Origin of the sequence: Paenibacillus piri (genome assembly GCF_004354045.1) — a bacterium.
GTDB lineage: Bacteria > Bacillota > Bacilli > Paenibacillales > NBRC-103111 > Paenibacillus_S > Paenibacillus_S piri.
This window is the reverse complement of sequence record NZ_SMRT01000002.1, coordinates 577,432-597,282: the sequence shown is the minus strand read 5'-3', so window position 1 is coordinate 597,282 and position 19,851 is coordinate 577,432. Positions and strand designations below refer to the sequence as shown.

Below are 19,851 nucleotides of genomic sequence, written 5' to 3'. Positions count from 1 at the left end.
CAAACTCCCCTGCTTCCTTATGGAGGCAAGGGAGTTCGCCGTGAAAATAATAATGAAAACGCAACGGACGGCAAGTTCGCTGCGACTAAGCGCGAATGGACCTGTGCTCTTTCCGTAAGCCTTTATGCGTGCAAATGGTTAAACTGCGGCAAATAGTCGCGGTTGGCTGCGAACATTTGATCGACCATCTCTTTAATTTCCGCCAGACTGAGCACGGCTGAGGTGAGAGGATCGTAGCAGATTGCATGGAAAATTTTTCGCGGATCGCCGGTCAGCGCTCCTTCGACCGCCAGCTCCTCGCTGCGGGAGCTTGTATTGACGAGCAATGCGAGCTGATCCGGCAGAGGACCGACATGAATCGGGCTCAAGCCCCGCTTCGATGCCAGCACCGGCACTTCGACGCAAGCGCCCTCCGGCAAATTGTCGATCAGCCCGAAGTTGCGGACGTTGCCGTTAAATTCGAACAGCGTGTTATCGCCGAACACCGCATTGAAAATATAGGCGGCATATTCGTTGCCCCTGTTCAGATCGATCGGACTGTCGCGCCATTCGATCAGCTTGTTTGTCCAGTCGCTGCGCCGTTTTTCATTGCCTTTGATCGACATGGCATATTCGCCTGGATTCCAGCCTGTGCCGTGCGTGCAATATTTCTCGATCAATTCCGGACGCTTGCGGAACCATGCGTTATACTCCGAGTTATGACCGCTCGATTCGGTTACATAGTAATCCAGATGGATGAACATTTCATTGCGAACCTGCTCCTCGTTGTAGATTTCCGGCCGGTTCAACACGGCATCGCGAAGCAGTGGATATGCATCCTTGCCGTTCCATTTGTAATCGAGATAAAACGCCTGATGGTTGATGCCGGCGCACCGGTATGTAATTTCCTCCATCGGCGCTCCGATCCAGCGGGCCAGCATGGCGGCCGTTCCCTGCACGCTGTGGCATAGCCCGGTTACTTCCACCTTCGTCTCCCCCTGCATCGCCCGGCACAACATGGCCATCGGATTCGTATAATTCAGGAAGACGGCATCCGGGCAATAACGCTCGATATCCCGGCATATGTCCAGCATGGCCGGAACGGTCCGCAAAAACCGGAAAATGCCCGAAGGGCCTCTCGTATCGCCTATGTTAATGTCTACGCCGAACGCTTTCGGTATTTCGAGATCGGTCCGCCATACCGACAAATCCCCAACCATAATGGTGCATACTACCCCGTTTGCGCCCTCTAGCGCTTCGGCACGGTTCGTCGTAGCTTCGACTTTGGCGGAATAGCGTCCGGAGGAGATTACTTTTTCCACCATTTGCTTGGCAAATCCGAGCCGCTCCTCGTTAATATCCATCAAAGCAATGGTGCAATCTTCAAAGGCCGGGAAAGTCAGCAAATCTCTCACCAAATTTTTCGTAAATACGAGGCTGCCTGCACCGATAAACGTAATTTTCGCCATTGAAATCACCTTTTTCCCATTTATTGGTTACTATTTCGAGCCAAATTCCATACTTCTTACAAAAACGAACCCGTTTCTCCAGCTCCTTGTCTCTCTGCCTCTCATTCGAAGGACGGCGGCAGGATTCTCACGAATCTTACGCTTCTCAAGCTGCTCCCGCTTCCCAAGCTACTTACACCTCTTAGGGCTTCTCAAACTGCTTCCGCTTTCTCCAGACCGTCACAGCGGCTTCCTGATGCTGCCTCCGCCGTCCACCGCCAGCATTTGGCCGGTTATTTGATCGGCAAAATCCGAGCTTAAAAATACGACCGTATGCGCGATGTCGGTTCCGGTCTGCATGCGACCAAGCGGAATGGCCTGTATCGCCGGTTGCATTTTATCCATATCGCTGCCCATAGACTCCCAGCGCGCCACCTCTCCCTCGGATGCGACCCATCCCGGATGGACGCAGTTAACGCGGATCCGGTGCTTGGACAACGCATGGGCCAGATTGCGCGTAAGCGTAATAAGACCGCCTTTGGAAACGGCGTAGGCCATCGTGTTGTCTTCCCCTTTGGCCGAGTGCATCGAACCGATATTGATAATAACGCCTTTCTCCTGCCTGATCATGAGCGGCGAAACAGCCTGACACATTAAATAAACGCCCTTTAGATTAATGCCGATTACCCGGTCCCACAGCGCTTCATCCGTGCTCTGCAGATCGCCCCGCGGAAAAATTCCAGCATTGTTCACAAGCACATCGACGCTGGCGTAATCTTGTTCAACCGCCTCCATCAGCTTCCGGATGCTTTCCCCGCTGGATACGTCGCACCGGTAAAACCTTACATCATGCCCTTCGACGCGCCAGCGCTCCGCCAACTTTTCTCCTTGTGCGTCGACATCGGCTATCGCCACGTTGGCACCGCCCAGCACGAACTGCTCCACGATCGCAGCGCCGATTCCTCTGGAGCCGCCTGTTACGATAACGGTCCGATCCCGCAACCCCGGGTAATGGATACTCATTTCGCTTCTCCCCCCGCTTTTTCATATGCGACTTTAGGAATTTGCGTGGCCAGCTTCCCGCCGCTCACATCGATCATCGTTCCGGTTATATAATCGGCAAAGTCGGATGCGAGAAAACAGATCAAATGGGCGACATGATCCTTGGAGCCCCATCTGCGCAGAGTCAGTGTGTCGAGCAACCGCTCCTGCTCGTTGTCCGGTCGCTCCGCGAAATGGTTCATATCGGTGGGAATCATGCCCGGCGCATAGCAGTTGACCGTAATATTCCACGGCCCCAGCTCTCCGGCCAGCACGCGCGTAAATTGGCGAACGCCCGCCTTCGAGGAAGCGTACGCGGCGCTGCCGTAGCTCGGCACAATCGCCGCAAAGGAGGCCGCATTAATGATGCGTCCCGATTGCTGCCGCTTCATGACCGGAATGATGCCCTTGCACATCAGGTAAGTGCCCTTCAGATTAATATCGAGATTTAAATCCCATACTTCTTCCTTCAGGGAAGCGACGGGACCGCCTCCAGCCACTCCGGCATTATTGACCAAAATATCGATTTTTCCGTAGGTTTGAACGATTGACTCCACCACCTGCTCGATGCGGGCAAAATCGCGGACATCGCACAAATATTGCGCTCCGCGGTACCCGAGCTCGTCGAATTCCCGTTTGATCCCATCGAGATTCGCCTCGTTGACATCCGTAACGACCGTGACGACGCCTTCCGAGGCCAAGGCGAGCGCGATTTCCCGGCCGATGCCCCGGGCCGCCCCGGTCACGATGGCTACCTTGCCCGACAAATCAATTTGCATGGAGCCAGCCTCCTTCCGTTTGATCGTGAAGCGGCGTATAACCGCGGAATGTACGCATTAAGCCCTGCATATAAGCGATGCTCGCCAACAGCTGATGATTTTCATATGCGATAACCGCCCGTTCCGGCTCGTTCTTCTCGTGTGGCGTCCGCCAGTCGGCCTGCGCCCGTGCATGGGTGTGTACGAACCGCATCGTTTCGGCGAGCTGCGCTGCCGAGCGCGGCGGATATTCCGGCCAATAATCGTCCGCCCATACCCGGGTATGACGCGCTTCAAGCGCACCGACCTCGATGGACATCGTCATCTCAGGGTGATGCTCGGCGAATAATTCCAGCAATGCGGGAAAATCGACAGCGCCTTGACCGATCGGGCAGCGCACGAGACGGTAGCCTTCTTCGGTCAAATAAATCCAATAATCCTTTAAATGGACATGCTTTAAATGCGGCATGATCCGTTTCGCGAATGCGATCGGCTCCTCAGCGGTCGCAAGCGGATTGCCCGTGTCAAGCGTAATTCCGAAATGGGAAGATCCGATCTGCTCGCAAAGCCAAAGCAGTTCCTCCGATGCCACATCCTGATGATTTTCCAGCGCCAGCTGCAGTCCTTTGCGCTCGGCCGTTGCCGTCGCTTTGGCAAGTCCTGCGAGCACTTCCTGCATAAATGACTGCCACCGGCCCGCCATCGGTCTGCGATCTCCGCCGTAATGGGCGCCCCCGACTACGGTGCGAACGGTCTTGGCGCCTAGCCGTACAGCCATATCCATCGCTGTTTCAAGCTTATCCGGATCATAGCCGCCCGACGCAACCGTGACGTAAAGCCGGTGTTTTTCGGCATAGCGGACAAGTGTCTGAATATCTTCCCCCTCCACGACCTGCAGCGGCATTTCCACTCCTTCCAGGCCCGCTTCGACAGCACGCTGCATCAGCTGCATGGCCGTTATTCTCGGCTGCCCCGATTTGGGATGAAGACCCATCATGTAAGTCGTGCCATATACGGAAAGACCCACTTTCATTTTCATCATCCTTTCATCATTTTTTAATGGACGGTCAGCAAAATTTTCGCGATTTTTCCGGAACCGGCGATCAAACGTTCGAACGCTTCCCCGCCCTGCTCCAGCGGAGCGTGGATCGTCCAAGGAGACAAGCGGATGCGGCCTTCGCCGATCCACTGCCATGCGGTTTCAAAATCGTCGGAATGATAGGCAAACGCCCCCTGGCAGCGGATTTCACTGCGGATCATATCGTTAATCGGCAGCTTGCTTGCATCGGCATGAAGGCCCGAGAAAACGACGATACCGCCCGGCTTTAACGCTTCGACGCATTGGGTCCGCGTCGACTCCAACCCGACCGCATCGATTGCCGCGTCGAACGAGCCGATGCCGCCATGCGCCAGCGCTTCCAGGCTGGCCGCGGTTATCGCTCCAAGCTCGGCGGCAATGCTTAACCGCTCCTCGTTAATGTCGATTACGGCGATATTCGTTAAACCGTGTATTTGCGCAACTCGGAGGGTCAATAGCCCGATGGGCCCTGCCCCCATAATAAGCAGCCGTTGCGTCGGCAGCGGCTTCAACAGCCTCGCAATATGAACGGCGCAAGCGAGCGGCTCGGTGAATGCGCCTTCGTCAAAGCTGACCCGGTCGCCAAGCAGGTACAAATTCGTTTCCGGTACGGCGACATATTCCGCAAACGCTCCCTGGCAGTGCGCTCCGATCAGCTTTCTGTTGGCGCACAGCTGGGACGCCCCGTTCGTACAATTGCGGCAACGCCCGCAGGTGATCAGCGGATTCGCCGTCACCCGGTCGCCCGGCTGAAAACGGGTAACGCCCGCACCCAGCTTATGTACCGTGCCGGCAAACTCGTGACCCATTATAAGCGGAGGCTTCCGAAGCGAATTATGTCCCAAATAGCCGCTCAGCTCGGAGCCGCAGATACCCGCCTGCTCGACCCGAATCAACGCTTCGCCGGGTCCGGGCTCCGGAGCCTCGCGCTCCCGTATCACCATCAGCTTAGGCGCTTCATATACCAATGCTTTCACGGCGCCTTCTCCTTTCCATTCCGGGTACTATATATTCAACTACCGGACCTGCCCCCGCTTTTCCAAGCCTTGTTTGAATGCCGGTTGAAAAGGATTCGGCAGCTTTGCCTGCCCCGCTTAATGCCATTTTCCTCATCCTACCCGTCCTTTCGCGTATAATAGTTGCATGAAGCCGGCTGTATGCGCTCATCTGCTACTAGAATACTACTGCGGTATGCGCTTTCATAGTCCCCCCGGAATCACAGGACGGTCTCTCGATGTGCAATCACGAATGTCGGCTTACTTGCGCCTGCCCGTCAGAAACCGGATTGCAGCTGGTTTTTCCGGTAATCGGACGGATAATATCCGAATGTCTGGGTGAACAGCTTCGTGAAATGCCGCGTGCTGTAATAGCCGACCTGCTCCGCGACCTGCCTTACCTGAAGATTGGTGTTCATCAGCAGTTCCTTTGCCTTAAGCATCCGGATGCGCGTTAAATATTTGACGAACATCACGCCGGTCTTTTTATGGAACAGCCCGCTCAAGTAATTGGCCGACACGTTCAGCACGCCGGCGATTTGACCGATGCCGATATCGTCCATATAATGCTGCTCCATATAATGAATGACCTCTTTGACGAGATCGACAGGCGCGGATTCTTTCGCGCTTTTTTCCCGCAGCACCTGCTCGCCGTATTGGCGGAGCTCTTGAATGAGCCGATGAACCGTCAGCGGCTCTGTCGTCCGCTCCTGTTCCGGAAGCGTCTGCGCCCCCGGTACCAGCCGGGAATCCGGCAAATTGAGCCCTAATGCCCGTGTTACATATAAACGTATCGACTCCCGGGTGGTCTCCGCAGCGAACAGCTCGGATTTCTGCAGCAGCGCTTCCAATTCGTTGACCGTATTATGATAATTCAAATACATGCCGTCGCGTAAATATTGACCGATCGCGCACAGCAGGCGGGCCGCCTCCGCTTTGTTCGCCAATGCGGCTTCGTTTTTCAGCTCCGTGTACTCGAGACTGCGTCCGATTCCGCAAACTGCCCTGAGATCGCTCCACTGCTGCAGCTGCTGCAGCCGGCAGTTGACGGCCTCAAAGCCTTGGCACTCGCCGGTTTGCATAATCGTAAGAGTTGTTTCCGCGCTTCTGTACCGGCCGATAATAGGCTCCAGCTTGCCGAAGAAATCGGCCACGCGCCGCTTCGCCTCCTGGCATCTGACCGGGTCCCAGGCTCCCACGGCCGCCAGCTCGCCATTCGCCAGCGCCAGCAGCGCCAAATTCATCCCGCACACAAGCTCATTTTCCATGCAGGCTCGCAGCTCTTTATAAAACTGCTGTTGGATATCGGAGTCTCCGTTCGCGGGCAAGACCGAGTCGATATGGAACGTCCAGCCGATAAATTTGCCTTGATACAGCATGCTGCTTCGTTCTTCATGCTTCAGTGAGGTCAAGCCATGGCACAGCGCAAACAAATTGTTTTCAAACTGCTGGTTCAGCAGCGTTATATATTCTTTATTGTCCTTATATATATGGTTCAGCGTTTTCTCCAATTCGACCGGGTCTACCGGCTTCAGCAAATATTCGGATACGCCCAGCTTCAATGCCTGCTGCGCATAAGTGAAATCGGAGAAGCCGCTCAATATGACCCAATTCGTCAGCGGCGATATCGTTCTGCCGAGCCGGATCGCCTCAAGCCCGTTCAGCTTGGGCATACGGATGTCGGCGATGACGATATTCGGCTCATGCTCAGCAACCATGGCCAGCAGCTCCTCGCCGTTCGTCGCCTCGCCAACGATTTGCCAGGATGTTTCCATGTCCTTGATCATGCTTTTCAAGCTGACCCGTACCAAGTTTTCGTCGTCGGCGATGACCATCTTCATCGTTTGCTCACATCCTTCAACGGAATTTGTATTCGTACGATCGTGCCATGGCCTCTCTCCGATTCCACACTGACGCCAGAGTCCTCGTAAGCAAGCCGCAGCCGCTCCCGAACATTCGTAATTCCGACGCCTTCCCGTTCTGTCCCCGGATCGTAGCCAACGCCGTTATCGGCGATCCGAATGTCCAAGCGGTCCGGATTGTCGTCCAGACCAGAGATGATCGAAGCTTCGATGGTCAAAAGACATGGATTATCGCTTGGTTCAATGCCGTGAATAATGGCGTTCTCCACAAAAGGCTGAAGCAGCAGCTTCGGCACGGGGATGCCGGCCGCTTCGGGACTGTAGTCGATTTGAATTTCCAGTTTTTCGGCAAACCGCATCTGCTGCAGCTCGCAATATTTCGATATAAAATTCATTTCGTCCTGCAGCATCGCCAAATCGTTATGCTCCAGCGTGTAGCGCATCATGCCGCTCAAGGACAAGATGGCGCGCTCCAGCAGCACGCTCTGCCCCGTCCGGTTCAAACCGATAAAACCGTTCAGCGTATTGTACAAAAAATGCGGCTGAATTTGCGACTGCAGCGCCCGGTATTCGGCATTTCGCTGGCCCAGCGCAGCGCGGAACTCGCGGTCGATCAGCTCGCCGAGCTGCGATATCATCGTATTCAAGTTTTTGCCGAGCTGAGCGATCTCGTCATTGCCTTTCACCGGATAAAACGTTTGCAGGTTCCCCCTCTGTACCCGCTTCATCACCTGAACCATCTGCTTAAAAGGCGTTACCATCCAATGGGAAACTGTAAAATACAGCACTAGCGAGATGATCAGCCCGGCGGCGGCAACCAGACCGCCTACCCAATAAATGCGCTGGAGCTGCTTTTTCGTAACCGATTCCGGGAACAGCACGACGATGTACCATTTGGAACGGCTGACCGTCTCGCTCACAACCCGGTAGCTTTCCTGCGTATCCTTGACGATCGGAACGCCGGCCGCCAGCTGCCGCTCCACATTCGCGGGCAGTTTCCGGCTGGCGTAAATGAGCTTTCGCTTATTGTCCAAAATAGCGGCGATCGTACCGTTCTCAAGCCGGATTCCCTGCATCATCTTTTCCAGCGCCGCCGTATCGGCATCGGCCATAATGACGCCGAGCGGCCGTTGTGAATCCGGATCCTTAATCAGGCGGGCGACCGAAAACACTTCGGCCCCCGCGCCCTCCAAATAATTTTGTACATGAACGCTTATAAATGCGACGCTGCCGTCGGCCTTGAGCGCCTCGATATACCAATCCTGTTTTTCAAACGGGTAGCCTTCCACCGCCTTGTTGTCGTAGCCTTTCGGCGATGTAATATAGACGGAATTGTCCATGGGAAGAAGTATCGTGCCGAGAATATCCTTGCGCGTGTTTTTCAAAAATTTGGGCAGCGTATTCGACAGCGTCTGTTCAGCCTCATACTGCTCGAACGGCGTCAATTGTTTGGAGGCTGACGACGATTTCAGCTTGAGCGACCGCATCACGTCATCATTCAAATACGGCGTTATCGTCATCCGGTCCAAATCGTCCAAATACGTTTCGATACTGAAGGTAAGCGCTGTCAATGTCTCCTCCATTTGCGAGGATTCCTGGCTTGTGATCAGCTGTTGATAATAGGAAGGAATTGCAATAATAATGACGACAACGGGGAAAACAATCGTTGCTAAAAAGAGAAGCGTCAATTTGATCCGGATCGATTGCAACCTCATGATTCCTCCAATCGTCACAGCACCGCCTTCTCCTATTATTTTATCATCTCCCGATGATTTGTTCTTTAGCAATATATGTCTGATTTTGACTGAGGCTGCGGCTCATCAACCCTTCACCGCGCCCGACGAAAGGCCGGTAATAAAATACCGCTGCAAAAACAAGTAAATAAAGATCATCGGCATGGCGCCCATGAACGAGCCTGCGGCCACCCAGCCGACCTTGTTGCCATCTTCCGCGAAAAAGCTGGAAAGCGCCACCGTGACCGTTCGCAAGTCCGGCTTCTGCAGAAAAAACAACGAAAACTGAAAGTCGTTCCATACCGAAACCCCGTGCAAGATGATCACCGTCGCCGTTATCGGCTTCAGCAGGGGCAAAATGATCCGGTAAAACAGCCCGAACTGTCCGGCTCCGTCAATCATCCCCGCCTCGTCCAGCTCCCGCGGAATCGTGCTGATAAAGCCCGTGTACAAAAAGATCGTCATCGGCAGATGAAACGTAATATGCAGCAAAATAATGCCCCAATATTGGTTCATCCCGCCCAAATCGACCATAAATTTGTACAGCGGCACCAGACTCGTCAACGGCGGTACGATAAGCGCGGAGATAAACAGCAGATAGACGAATTTATTCCATTTGGTTTGCCTGCGGGAAAGCGGGTAAGCGGCGATCGAGCCGAAAATGACAATCAGGACGATCGAAAACGCCGTAACGATAATATTATTTTTGAACGCAATGCCGAGCTTGGCATCCGCCCATGCATTGATGAAATTGTCCAAATACAGATAGCCCGGCATCACCCATTTGGAGCTCAAATCGTCTACGGCTTTAAACGAGGTCGTAATCAAAATATAAAACGGCAGTATATGAATAAGACAGATCAATATCGACAGAAAGGTCAGCCAAGGTTTTTTGCCGCTCATGCCGAGACCTCCCTTTTGCGTAAAAATATGAGCGAAACCATACTGACAATCGAAATCATAATAAACATCAAAATCCCGATCGTTGCGGCATACCCTGCGTCTTCGCGTCCGAAGTAAAGCAGGTACATCAATGTCGACAGCGAAGCGGAGGCGTAGCCGGGACCGCTGTTCGTCAAAGCCGCAATAACGTCAAACAGCTTGAGCCCGCCGATCAGGTTCAACACCATGCTGACCGTAAACGCCGGCGCGAGTAATGGCCAGGTTACATGGGCAAAGCGGGAAAAAGCTCCTGCTCCGTCAATCGTCGCAGCCTCGTAATAATCTTTCGGTATCGTCTGCAGCCCCGCCAAAAACAGCACCATGGCAATCCCTAGATATTGATACGTATTGACGAACGTAATAATCCAGACGTTAATGTTCGGATCGCCCAGCAAATTCGCAGGCTGATCCTGGAACAGCAGCAAAATATCGTTGATCGCGCCGCCTTGATACTGGAAAAAAAAGTACCAAATATAACCCATAATCAGCGAGCTTATGATGACCGGCAAATAAATGATCGTTCTTACGATGCCGCGCGTCCGAAAGTTCATATTGAGAAACAAGGCGTATAGCAGTCCGATCACATTTTGAAAAACGGAGCTGCCCACCCCGTATATTATCGTGTTTTGAATAATTTTGACGATATCGGGATCGTCCAGCAGGCGCTTGTAGTTTTGCAGGCCAACCCATTTGTAATCCTGATTATAGCCGTTCCAGTTCGTAAAGGAGATCTGAATTCCTTTCAGGAACGGATAAAATATAAATACGAGCAATAAGATGAGCGCCGGCAAGTATAGCAAATTCAGCATAACTCCGCTGCGGAGAAAACGCCTTACAGCCCGATTGCGTGTGTACTGCGCTTGATTGTCCGCCGCGGACACCGTCTTCGTTTCCGCCATCTGGTTCACCCTCCTGTCGGTAGAATAAAGGAAACGGGAGGGCGGGTCCCTCCCGGTCCAGCTATTATTTATTGCGGAGACGTTCGAATTCCTGCTTCATCTTCTCGGAGAACTGCGCCGGCGTCACGCTTCCTGCGAGCAGCGCTGTGCCTGTTTTGCACATGACATCCCACATGCCGTTAGGCAGATAGACGCGGTCGAAATACGGGAACACGCGAATGTTGGAGAACTCGTCGTAGTATTTGGAAAATTCATGTTCGGATTTGATATTTTTCAGACCGGGAGGCAATTTGGTCGAGTTGGCGAATTTCGTCATATTTTCCGGCTTGGCGAAGAAGTCGATTAATTTTTTCGATTCGGCCAAATGCTTGCCGTCTTTCCAGGCGCCCATCGTATAGCGTTCACCGCCGGTAAAGGTCGGTTCGTCGCCGTCTACCATGGAAGTCAGCGGCATAATGCCGATCTTCAAGTTAGGGCTGATCTTGTGCACTTCGTCAGAGAACGTCGGCGCGCCCGTAACGAAAGCGACTTTACCTTGGGCGAAGCGCTGCGGCAGATCGCTCCGTTTGGCAGTCAGCACGTCCACGTTGACATAGCCTTTCGTTTTCAAATCAAGCAGCTTTTGTGCGAGCGGCGTCCATTTGTTCCAATCGAACTTGCCTTCCAGCAAGCTTTGCGCGTCGTTCTGCTTCGGACTTATATACATGGAGCTGGCGTACAGATCCAGGAAGCCTCCGATCATGCCGTTGTCGATGCCTGACATAAAGAACGGCGTGATCTCACCGTTGCTCTCTTTTTTAATTTTCTCGGCGGCAACCAGCAGCTCCTCGAACGTTTTTGGAATTTGGATATTATATTTTTGTAAAATATCCGCATTATACGAAATACCGTCCTTCGCTTCGCTAAGCACAAGCGCGTGGACTTTGCCGTCTTTATCCGTTACGACAGGCTTGATCGTATCCGTCTGCTGCGAAGCCCACGGCGAGTCCTTCAAATCGGCCAAATATTTGCCGTACCGTATAATCGCCCAGCCATGCGTATCGAACACATCGGGCAGATCGTTCGCCGCCATTTTGACCTTTAAAATATTTTCATATTCAGAGCCGGGAAATTGGAACTCGACTTGAATGTTCGGATTCTCCTTCATAAAATCGTTGGCTATACTTTTCATTACATCCTGGTTTGGCGTCGCCGAAGTCGTACTGTACACCGTAAGCTTAATTTTGTCGCCGCCTCCGCTGCTTGCAGCCGGAGCGGTGTTGCCTGCCGCCGGGGCGGGCTTCGTATCCGCAGAAGTGTTCGAGCCTCCGCTCGGACGTTGGGAACAACCCATTGCCGTAATCGAAAGCAGCAAGATTGCGGCCATCATACTTACATGCGTTTTTTTCATACTCTACTTCAATCCTCCCTTTTGCTTCCTATGGATATAGACGCTTACAACATAAAGTTTATCATAATTGACAGCGTTTACATATGCACCAAATCTACGATGTAAGCGCTATATTCCCAAGTGCCGGCGGCACGCCGCATTTATTTCGACACAACTCTACAATGATGCCACATCTGAATAAAGCGGCCGAAGCCGGCCCGTTTTATTTCCATTCGCGTCCGTTCAGCTCCGCTGAAAACATACAAAAAGAGACCCGCCCTAAGGCCGGTCTCCGTCCATCCGGTAAAACGTATGTATCATTTTTAAAATTCGTGTCAATCATCGGTGACTTACAGAGCCGCCCCTTTGCCGCCATCGACATTCACCGATGTGCCTGTAACATACGAAGCCGCATCCGATACGAGAAACGCGATAACATTAGCGGCCTCCTCCGTTTTCCCGATCCGTCCCAGCGGGATATCATGCTTCGGACTGGCGGCATATTCCTCCCATGTCAGCTCGGGCGCGCTGCGCTTCCACCCTTTCTCGATCTGATCGCTGCGGATGAGACCGATGCAAACCGCATTCACGCGAATGCCGTCCGGAGCCAGGTCCTTGCTCATCGCATTCGTCAGCGCCAGCCCGGCTGCGCGGCTGACCGATGTCGGCAGAGAGGATGCGGAAGGCGTCTTGGCCGACGAGGTCGCGATGTTGACGATAGAACCGCCGCCCGCCTGGCGCATATGCGGAACTGCCGCACGAGAACAATGAATGGCGCCGAACAGCTTCAAGTTCAAATCCTGATTCCACAGGTCGGTGCTCACCTTGTCAAACGGATTGGCCGCCGCCGTGCCCGCATTGTTTACCAAAATGTCCAAGCGGCCGAACCGCTCCGCCGCTATGGCCACGGCCCGCTCGCAATCGTTCTGGATCGTCATATCAGCCTGGATATATAATGCATCCACGCCCGTTTGTTCTTTAATCGAAGCGGCCGCTTTTTGCAGTTCCTCCTCATTGCGGGCGCAAATCGCGACGTTGGCGCCTTCCCGGGCCAGCATCAGCGCCGTTTGAAAGCCGATTCCTTTGCTGCCCCCCGTAACGAGCGCCGCTTTGCCTTTTAATCCCAAATCCATGTTCTACCAGCTCCTTTCGCATTTATTACTAGATTACTCCAATTTCAATAGAAAGGCGATAGCCTCCGGGCTTTATTTTTTCTGGATGTCCGGTGAATATAACGATTTGGCAGGCCTGAATTTAGAACAAAGCTGCCGCTGCGGCCAATCTTTGATGTGTCCGATAAGGCGTTTCCCGCTTCTATACATGATATTTGCCGACAGGCTCGTCCAGAACCCATTCCAGCAAGAGGATGGATTGTTCCAGCTGCTCCGCCTGCAAGCGCAGCGCCGCTTTAGCGGAATCGTCTTGCGCCTGCTCCGACCCCGGCAGATCGGCCATCCGGTCCTCGAGCGATTTTTTTTGCATGAGCAGTTCGTTCAGCTTTCGTTTGATCTGATTTTCTGTGCGCATCGTTTCAGCGCTCCTTCATCCGTATTTGACTTCATTTTCATTTCCTAATTGTAGTACACCGGCGCACCGAAGAACAATGTATGCCGGATCTCCTGGGATACTTGGCCGCTTGTCAAATATTGGTTGCGTTTACCAAGCTGATTGTGGTATCATAATTATTCCGCTGCATCATCCTCTACATCTAATTCTTTTAGAACGAACGGAGGTACGATTGTTGGAATCGAGTGTACAGACCGCTTATCAGGAAGAAATGCAACGATTGGAAGAAACATTTTCGGAAATCGACCGCCAATTGACCGCTCTCAAAGACATTCCTCCTTACAAAGGTACCGATCATACCGAGCAGGTACTGGATTCGATCCGGGAATCCCGGCGCCGCAATCTGGCTGTAGCCCAAACAGAGCCTTATTTCGGCAGACTGGATTTTCAGGAAGAAGGCCTCGGCAAGCCGTCACCGCTCTACATTGGAAAAGTCGGCGTGGAAAAAGATCCGTCGCTGGAATTGATGGTCGTCGATTGGCGCGCGCCGGTCGCCAGCCTGTTTTACTCATTTACAGGAGGTACCGATCCGGTACACTATGAATCCCCCGACGGATTGGTCGAGGGGCTTGTTTATTTGAAGCGTAATCTCGTGATCCGCAAGCAAATTTTGCAGCGCGTCGTCGATACGTTCGACCGTACGGGCGATCAGATGGCCGTTACCGACGAATTCCTTTTGTACCGGCTGGGCGAAAACAAGGACAATAAGCTGCGGGACATCGTCTCTACGATTCAGTCCGAGCAGGACGCAATTATACGTGCCGTGAAAAACAGCGCGCTCATTATACAAGGGGTGGCCGGAAGCGGTAAAACGACCGTAGCGCTGCATCGGCTCGCCTTTTTGCTGTATCAGTACAGGGATCAGGTAAAGGCGGAGCGGATGATCATATTTGCTCCGAACCGGATGTTTCTCGATTATATTTCCAGCGTGCTGCCGGAGCTCGGAGTCGGCCATATCCAGCAGACGACCTTTACAGATTGGGCGCTTGAGCTGCTCGATCACGAAGCGAAGCTGGCCGATCCGGCCGAACAGCTCCGCTATTGGTTCCAAACCGGAAGCGCCCGGCCTGCGATGGACGACACAGCTCCAGGGCGATGGAAAGGCTCCGTCCGGTTTATGCGCTGGCTCGATCAGGCGCTTGCCCAATACGAGGCAAGCGCGGTGCCGGCTGCCGATTTCAGCCCGTGGGACGGTGCAAAGCTCACCCATCAAACGATCCGCCAATGGTATGATGTGGAAAACAGGCACGAGCCTTTAATGAAACGCCGCGAGCGGGTGCTGGCCCGCATCAAGCGCTGGATGGAGATGGAGCTCGATAAAGTATGGGAGACGCACCTGAAAAAAGATTACAAGAAAAAAGGCTCCGCCCGGCTGCGCGATTACGCCAAGCATTGGACCGATTATTCGCCCTTCGGCTTCTATAAAGAGCTGTTCGCTGTCGGAGGCTCGAAAGCTCTGAACCTGCCGGGACCGCTATTTGCCGAGCTTCCGGCCGAGCTCGTTGTCTATACGGAAAGCTATTTGAAGAAGAAGCGGGTCCAGCCCGAGGATATGGCTCCGCTGCTGTACATCCGCTCCAAATTTTACGGCATTCACGGTGATCTTACTTTCGATCATACGGTGATTGACGAAGCGCAGGACTTCTCGCCCTTCCAGATCGCTCTGCTCCATCTTCATACGCGTAACCATTCGTTTACGATACTGGGCGACTTGTCGCAAGGGATTCACGCTTATCAGGGCATCCGAGATTGGAAAGAGTTTACGGAGCTGTTTGCGGACGGCCAGACCGCCTACTTCCAGCTGAACCGCAGCTACCGGTCAACTATGGAAATCATTTATTTCGCCAACGAGGTGCTGAAAAATGGCATCGAACAACCGGCCGCATTAGCCGTTCCGGTATTCCGCAGCGGCGATCCCGTTCAAGTGGTCGAGGTGAAGGAAGCCGCTCTGGCCGCCGCTCTGAAGGATGCCATCGGGCGGCTGCAGTCGGGCGACGCCACGACGGTAGCCGTCCTGGCGCGAACCGAAGCGCGCTGCGAGCAGCTCCACAAGCAGCTGACCGCACAAGGGCTGCCGGTTCATCTCATTGCCGCCGGCCAGCAGCATTACGAGGGCGGCATATCCGTCGTCCCTTCGTTCATGGCGAAGGGCCTCGAATTTGACGCCGTCATCGTAGTCGACGTCGATGCGGAGCATTATACCGCCGCGGCCGAGGACGCGAAGCTGCTGTACGTCGCCTGCACTCGCGCGCTGCATGCGCTGCAGCTCTGGTACGAGGGCGCGCCGTCGCCGCTAATCGCTTCGATCGCAGGCGACTTCGTCCAAGCATCGGCGCCATAATCGGCTGCGGCTGCACCGCGCGCGATACGGCCCTGCATGACGGCTGCCGACCTCTTGCAGGGCCGGATATTGCCGGTCCTTATAACAAGGCTATGTTAAATCATAATGTTGATATTTGACCAAAAGAAAACCGCCCTAATGAAAAGACGGCAAATTGAACTCCCATCGTATCCGTTTGTTTATGGGTAAGTCGAAACCTACTTCCGAATATCAGGTTTTTTTACAGGGAATCTTAACACAGTTTTCAACTTTGACGGTTCAATCTTACGGGGATCCGACAAATAAATTTCCCGATGAATTTTACTTGAACGAATAAATCCCTGTACTGTACAAAACTCTTCCATTCGCGCAAAGCTTTCCGGCTCATCGTCAAAGCTTCCAATATGCATCATTTGACAACTCAATCCATCTTCGACATGTTCAAACCGAATTTTCTCAAGGAACGGATTTGAACTTTTCCTTTTCGACTGTTCCAAAAATCGTTCGAAATTTTCTTCAGTCAAAAAATCGGGTTGGCGTATCATAATCGTGTACTTAAAATTGCTTTTGTCTGTCGCGGGCTTTGACCGATCAAGCAAGTCCCATTCGCCTTCAAGTGGAAAAACGGTATATTCATAGTATCCAGCCGGCACATTTTCACTTTTGTAAGACATTCTCACCGCATAGCTCATACTGTACAAAGCTTCTGTTGCCATGGCGAATTCCTCGCCGTTAGGGTCCCCGGAACCACTGACCATAAAAAATGGAATCCGCGGCACTGCCACAATTTCCGGTAACGTTTTTGGCATATAGAGTTGCTTATAATCTTTTTTATAATCTACCTTTTTGCCCAAAGCCAATATCTCCTTTTGTACGATTCTGGAAAATCTTAAGAACAGATTGAACCTTTGTTACTACGCATTTCTCCCGGTTAGTTCAGCAAGAAAAACCGCACGTCGATGGTTGGTGTTTGTGTCTGTTACAAGCCGAAGCGGTTAGCCTGATACGGTTCTCACCGCATCCCGTCCGCAGCTTCGTTCACGCATCGCTTTTTCCCGGCCTCCATCCCGTCTCCATCGACCAGCCGTGCGCTTTTTGCAAAATGGTCCAAACGACCGGCGTCTTGCCCTCCACATAATTTTGCCGCTCATGCCGGTACAATTCCATCAATCTGCGCTTCTCACCCGCATAGATAAGGCAGTCTTCCGGATGCGAGCGCAAGTAATCTCGAAACAGCAGGCTCAACTGCTCCGACCAGCTGCCATGTTCTCTAACATGGATATGCGTTCTTTTATTTCCGGGCGCTTCCCGAAAATATCTTTTCGTCAAATCCGGATTTCCCTCACGAAATACGAATCCGCTGCCTTCAAGCTTCCCCTTGAACGCCTCCAGCCGCTCCAAGCTTAATACCGAAATTTGAATGTCGATAATCGGCTTGGCGTCAAGACCGTACACGGAAGTCGAGCCGATGTGGTCAATCCGGATTGCGGTTTCGCCCAACGACTGCCTGACCCGCTCGCCGACAGCTGCGAATTCCCGGGCCCACGACTCGTCGAACGGTATAATGACGATGGGTTCCATGAAGCCTCCCTCCTCGAACGATGTTGCCGATTAATTTTTAATTCGTTTGATTTCAAACGCTTTGTCCGATCTTTCGAAGCCGAACTTTTCATAAAACCCTACCGCTCCCGGGGCGGATGTTAGCGTATATTTGATTTCTTCATTGCCCAGCTTGTGTATCAGTTTATGGATTAGCGCTTTTCCAATGCCTTGTCCTTGATAGCTTCGATGTACTGCGATATCGGAAATGTAACAGCAGTACGAATAATCCGTAATCGCTCTTAATAAGCCGATCAGCTTCTCGCCGTCTCTGGCCGTTACGATTTCATCCGCATGATCGAGCATTCTTTGAATTCGTTCCAAATCGCCGACAGGCCTCCTGATGCCGGATGCTCTGAAAACATCCGCGGCCTCGTCCGCCCGACAGCTTTCATTGATCCGATATACGATGTCCATCGCCCGCTTCTCCTTCGTCGCCTGGCATCATCCGGTTCCTGATTAGCCTGACCGATTGTTCCAGGGAATCGCTTGTTTTCATTTCGATCACGACGGACAGGCCATGGACTTGAGCGAATTGCAGCCTGTCCAGTATCGGCACGTCCCCGCTAAACAGCGGCTGATGATCCGAAATTCCGTTATAGTCATGCAGATGCATATGCCGAATCGCCTGTCGATGCCTCATCAGGACCGCCGTTTCCTTATAATCCGCCTTTGCGTCATGCCCGACGTCCCAGGTTAGCCCGAACCTGGCAAACGAGCTTAGCTTCCCCAATGCCTCACCTATAAACGACAGATGAAAATTACCCGCATTTTCAATGCAAATCTGAACCCCCGCAGAATCGGCATACGCATACAAGGAGGCATACGACTCAAGCAAATACTGTAAAAAATCCGGCTGATACCGATCGTTAATCCACACTTTCCGGTCGGGCAGCGTAAAGTAAATGCCATTGTTCAGATGCATGTTCACGATCGCGACCCCCGCTTCGCCCGCCCAATCAATCGTCTGCTTGCACCGTTCCAGATGACCGTGACGGATGGATGGGTGAAACGAGGACAAATCCAATTCTTCCGGCAGGTGAACGCTGAATCCGATGGCGTAATCTTCTCCCAGTTGACGAATTTGGCGGGAATCTAAATATTCCGGCAAGCAGATCGGCAAATTCATATTCAACTCGATAAAATCAAGGCCCAGCTCATGGCACAGCCGGACATTTTGATCTACGGTCCGAAACTCGACCAGCGTCGGCATCCCTAGTTTCATACGGAACTCCCTTCGGAAACTGTTGAATTCATAGCGGTTTCGTAAAAAGGTTCGAGCTATCTGCCCAGCCCATAGCGGCCTCGATCATGTACGAAAGCAATGCCCTCAGCATCATCGAAGTTGGCCTCCCGGATTCTCATAAACAATCCCCCCCTCGTAAAGCGCTCGCTTATAGGGTCATGACGCCATCCGACGGACTTTACGGTATCATTCTTACACTGCTTTTGGAGCATTGTATTAGCCGATCTTGTCGTAGATTTCCTCGTAATACGGATAAAGCGCTTTACGAAGCGCGTATTCGAATAAATCGGCATCGGGCATCGAACGCTCCTTGGCGATCCGAATCGCTTTTTCAATGTCGTACGATACGCGTCTCAACTGCACGGAAATATCGCCGCCGGCAATGTCCACGATCGCATAGCTGGCCCGGTTATCCCTGTCAAAGGGCAGGCCGACGCTGCCGCAATTCACCACCGTACGTCCCATCGCCTGCCTCACATAAGCGTGATGTATATGACCGTACAAGACCAGGCCCGTCGTATCGTGCCGGTGCAGCTTGTCCAGCTCCTCCAGCGGCGCCCACGGATATGTGACCTTTCCCAAAGAATCGGGCGCTGCATGATACATCTCAATTTGAATCTCCGGCATCGCCCACGTTTTCCCTACAGGAAGATGAGCAAGCCACAGCTGCTCCTCCTGCGACAGCCATCCCTGATCGTATTCAATCGCGCGGAGCTTGAGCTTATCCTTAAAGGTTTCCGGCTTCCAATCGGGACTTGCGGGATAACGGGTAAAAATATGATCGTAATTGCCTCTGACCAGCGCCTCGCAATTTAACGAACGCAGCAGCTCCACACATTCGGACGGCTGCGGCCCGCGCATTACCGCGTCGCCCAGAAAAACAACGGCATCCGGACTTTGCCGCTTCATATCCTGAATGACCGCTTCAAAAGCGGCCGCATTACCGTGGGTATCCGAGATAACCGAAATACGCAATACATTTCACTCCCATATAAACCGCCGTTAAGCGGAAGCTT

Annotated in this window: 18 protein-coding genes; 1 reads left to right on the top strand and 17 read right to left on the bottom strand. The window is 52.8% G+C overall.

The genetic code is table 11. The annotated features are described in order from the left end of the window. Positions 1-122: 122 nt before the first annotated feature. The 12 genes from melA to E1757_RS07475 all read right to left on the bottom strand — a co-directional run bounded on the left by melA (position 123) and on the right by E1757_RS07475 (position 13,631). The gene (melA, locus tag E1757_RS07530; protein ID WP_133226276.1) at positions 123-1,448 is read right to left on the bottom strand and encodes an alpha-galactosidase; all 1,326 of its coding nucleotides are present in this window, start codon (positions 1,446-1,448) and stop codon (positions 123-125) included. Between the two features lie 219 nt (positions 1,449-1,667). Next, the gene (locus E1757_RS07525; RefSeq protein WP_133226274.1) at positions 1,668-2,450 is read right to left on the bottom strand and encodes an SDR family NAD(P)-dependent oxidoreductase; all 783 of its coding nucleotides are present in this window, start codon (positions 2,448-2,450) and stop codon (positions 1,668-1,670) included. After that, a complete protein-coding gene (locus E1757_RS07520; RefSeq protein ID WP_133226272.1) occupies positions 2,447-3,247 on the bottom strand; it encodes an SDR family NAD(P)-dependent oxidoreductase in 801 nt (266 codons plus the stop codon). Before E1757_RS07520 ends, E1757_RS07525 begins: the two co-directional genes overlap by 4 nt. Next, positions 3,237-4,259 (bottom strand): sugar phosphate isomerase/epimerase family protein, encoded by a 1,023-nt coding sequence (locus tag E1757_RS07515; RefSeq protein WP_133226270.1) that lies wholly within the window; start codon positions 4,257-4,259, stop codon positions 3,237-3,239. The genes E1757_RS07520 and E1757_RS07515 overlap by 11 nt, the downstream gene beginning before the upstream one ends. Positions 4,260-4,282: 23 nt before the next feature. Continuing rightward, entirely contained in the window at positions 4,283-5,281 is a 999-nt protein-coding gene (locus tag E1757_RS07510; protein WP_246079061.1) for a zinc-dependent alcohol dehydrogenase, read from the bottom strand. 296 nt (positions 5,282-5,577) lie between these two features. Next, entirely contained in the window at positions 5,578-7,140 is a 1,563-nt protein-coding gene (locus E1757_RS07505; protein WP_133226268.1) for a response regulator transcription factor, read from the bottom strand. Beyond that, entirely contained in the window at positions 7,137-8,876 is a 1,740-nt protein-coding gene (locus E1757_RS07500; protein ID WP_165971993.1) for a cache domain-containing sensor histidine kinase, read from the bottom strand. The genes E1757_RS07505 and E1757_RS07500 overlap by 4 nt, the downstream gene beginning before the upstream one ends. Positions 8,877-8,981: 105 nt before the next feature. Further along, positions 8,982-9,797 carry a carbohydrate ABC transporter permease gene (locus tag E1757_RS07495; protein ID WP_133226264.1) on the bottom strand — a complete coding sequence of 272 codons (816 nt, stop codon included), beginning with the start codon at positions 9,795-9,797 and terminating at the stop codon, positions 8,982-8,984. Further along, the gene (locus E1757_RS07490; RefSeq protein ID WP_425464823.1) at positions 9,794-10,744 is read right to left on the bottom strand and encodes a carbohydrate ABC transporter permease; all 951 of its coding nucleotides are present in this window, start codon (positions 10,742-10,744) and stop codon (positions 9,794-9,796) included. Before E1757_RS07490 ends, E1757_RS07495 begins: the two co-directional genes overlap by 4 nt. Before the next feature lie 55 nt (positions 10,745-10,799). Beyond that, positions 10,800-12,125 (bottom strand): ABC transporter substrate-binding protein, encoded by a 1,326-nt coding sequence (locus tag E1757_RS07485; RefSeq protein ID WP_133226260.1) that lies wholly within the window; start codon positions 12,123-12,125, stop codon positions 10,800-10,802. Positions 12,126-12,454: 329 nt separating this feature from the next. Further along, on the bottom strand, positions 12,455-13,237 hold the full coding sequence (locus tag E1757_RS07480; protein WP_133226258.1) for an SDR family NAD(P)-dependent oxidoreductase: 783 nt from the start codon (positions 13,235-13,237) through the stop codon (positions 12,455-12,457). A 181-nt stretch (positions 13,238-13,418) separates the two neighbouring features. Next, on the bottom strand, positions 13,419-13,631 hold the full coding sequence (locus E1757_RS07475) for a hypothetical protein (protein ID WP_133226256.1): 213 nt from the start codon (positions 13,629-13,631) through the stop codon (positions 13,419-13,421). 214 nt (positions 13,632-13,845) lie between these two features. On the opposite strand from E1757_RS07475, the gene E1757_RS07470 reads away from it, so the two are divergent. Next, positions 13,846-16,011 (top strand): HelD family protein, encoded by a 2,166-nt coding sequence (locus E1757_RS07470; RefSeq protein ID WP_133226254.1) that lies wholly within the window; start codon positions 13,846-13,848, stop codon positions 16,009-16,011. 197 nt (positions 16,012-16,208) lie between these two features. Here the strand turns inward: E1757_RS07470 and E1757_RS07465 are convergent, their stop codons facing one another. The 5 genes from E1757_RS07465 to E1757_RS07445 all read right to left on the bottom strand — a co-directional run bounded on the left by E1757_RS07465 (position 16,209) and on the right by E1757_RS07445 (position 19,810). Beyond that, positions 16,209-16,844: a GyrI-like domain-containing protein gene (locus tag E1757_RS07465; protein ID WP_220446487.1), complete on the bottom strand. Its 636-nt coding sequence runs from the start codon at positions 16,842-16,844 to the stop codon at positions 16,209-16,211. A 184-nt stretch (positions 16,845-17,028) separates the two neighbouring features. Then, positions 17,029-17,571: a GrpB family protein gene (locus E1757_RS07460; protein ID WP_133226252.1), complete on the bottom strand. Its 543-nt coding sequence runs from the start codon at positions 17,569-17,571 to the stop codon at positions 17,029-17,031. Between the two features lie 30 nt (positions 17,572-17,601). Continuing rightward, positions 17,602-18,006 (bottom strand): GNAT family N-acetyltransferase, encoded by a 405-nt coding sequence (locus tag E1757_RS07455; protein ID WP_133226250.1) that lies wholly within the window; start codon positions 18,004-18,006, stop codon positions 17,602-17,604. Beyond that, positions 17,981-18,814: a sugar phosphate isomerase/epimerase family protein gene (locus E1757_RS07450; RefSeq protein ID WP_133226248.1), complete on the bottom strand. Its 834-nt coding sequence runs from the start codon at positions 18,812-18,814 to the stop codon at positions 17,981-17,983. The genes E1757_RS07455 and E1757_RS07450 overlap by 26 nt, the downstream gene beginning before the upstream one ends. 237 nt (positions 18,815-19,051) lie before the next feature. Next, positions 19,052-19,810 carry a metallophosphoesterase family protein gene (locus tag E1757_RS07445; RefSeq protein ID WP_133226246.1) on the bottom strand — a complete coding sequence of 253 codons (759 nt, stop codon included), beginning with the start codon at positions 19,808-19,810 and terminating at the stop codon, positions 19,052-19,054. Positions 19,811-19,851: the final 41 nt, after the last annotated feature.